Source organism: Aphanothece microscopica RSMan92, assembly GCF_046613545.2.
Taxonomy (GTDB): domain Bacteria; phylum Cyanobacteriota; class Cyanobacteriia; order PCC-6307; family Cyanobiaceae; genus NIES-981.
Genome location: NZ_JBKKKY020000169.1, coordinates 1 through 1519, shown reverse-complemented (window position 1 = coordinate 1519; position 1519 = coordinate 1). Strand labels below are relative to the sequence as shown.

At 64.8% G+C, this 1519-nt stretch carries 2 protein-coding genes; both read right to left on the bottom strand.

Going from position 1 to position 1519, the window contains the following annotated elements; translation table 11 throughout:
• On the bottom strand, positions 1-457 hold a 457-nt coding region (locus tag ACLD7X_RS16680; RefSeq protein ID WP_411424810.1), incomplete at its 3' end, for a fumarylacetoacetate hydrolase family protein.
• 150 nt (positions 458-607) lie between these two features.
• Positions 608-1519, bottom strand: a 912-nt coding sequence (locus ACLD7X_RS16675) for a TSUP family transporter (RefSeq protein WP_411424809.1), incomplete at its 5' end; no start/stop codon positions are given.

Here is a 1519-nt window from a genome sequence, read left to right as displayed (position 1 = left end):
AGATGTCGTTGAAGAGGCCGTATCCGAACACATGGTCCAGCGCGTCCTCTTCGCGGATGTCGCGCCCGCCCTTGCCGATCACGACCAGCAGCTCGGCCTCGTAGTCCATCTTGTGGCTGCAGGCGGGCATCGGCACTGTGCCGCCGTTCTCGATCATCGAGGTGTCGACGCGGATGAAGAAGGCCGGGTACTCCGGCGGCTCGCGTCCGCCTTCCCGCGCGTGCTCGGCGTAGTTCAGGCCAAGGCAGATGATGCGCGCATCCGCCACCAGCGGCAGAGCAGCCTGCCAGGATCCCTCGACCCGCCGCCCGGGGGCCAGTTCCCCCGCCGCGACCTGCGCCGCCAGTTTCCCGAACCCGTCGGAATTCGCCGGAAAGTCCCCTGCCTCCCACAGGGCACCGTCCTTGCGGATGCCAAGACGGGTCGGACCGGTTGTCCGATACGACACCACGCGCATGTTTTCCTCGCTGATTTTCTCCCCAGCGACATTTCATCGACAAAATTTGATTCCAGTCAACTCTACCGTCACACAAAGTCGAATTTTCGCGGCGCAGCATGGATGCTGCGGGCGCAACATCCATGCGCATGGGCGCCAAAGGGAAAAGGATCAGAGGAAGCCGGCAGCACCGCGCAGGAGGTAGATCGCCCCCACGCCCATCACGAGCCACGTCGTGACCTGCCGGAAGGTGCGGTCGGTCAGTCGTTCCAGCAACGGCCGCGCAAGCGTGGTGCCCAGCACTGCCATTCCCAGTGCCACCGCCAGCAGCATCGGATCCCAGACCAGATCCGACGCACCGCCGATCAGGACACCGAAGTAGACCAGCTTGGCCAGATGGGTGACCACCTGGCAGGCCGACTTGGTGGCAACGATCACCCGGCGGTCCAGGTCGGTGCGCACAAAGAACACGTCGAACAGCGGGCCGGAGACACCCGAAAGCAACTGCATCGCCGTGCAGACAAAGCCGCACAACTCCGCACCGAATCGCCGATCCGCCTGCGGCACCATGCGCTGAGGCAGCATGAGGCCGAGGAAGGGCACGATCCCCAGCATCAGGTAGATGACCCGTTCATCCGGCAGCAGGACAAAGCTGAAGAACACCGCACCCGCCACGATCAGCCCCAGAACATAGCGCAGCAGGACGCCCCACAGGATGTACCGATGCCAAAGCACCGACCGCCAGCCGTTCGATACGATCTGCGTCGTGCCGTGCAGGACCATCGCATCCGCCACCGGCAGCATTGCCAGCAGCCCGGCCATCAGAATGATCCCGCCTGCCATGCCGAAGACGCCCGCCAGAAAGGTGGTGACCAGAACCAGCGCGGCCAGCACCGCCAGCATGGCGGCGCTCATGGCGTCCCCTGCCGCGCATTGCGGCGATCTGTGGCTATGCCGCGCATCCTTGTCATACCCCTTGCCCGACCTGCGGGGCGCAAGGCTTAGCGCGGCGCCCGTGTGGCGCGCAAACGGTTTCGGATGGTCGATGCCTGGCATCCAGACATGCGGAGCGATGCCGCAGAT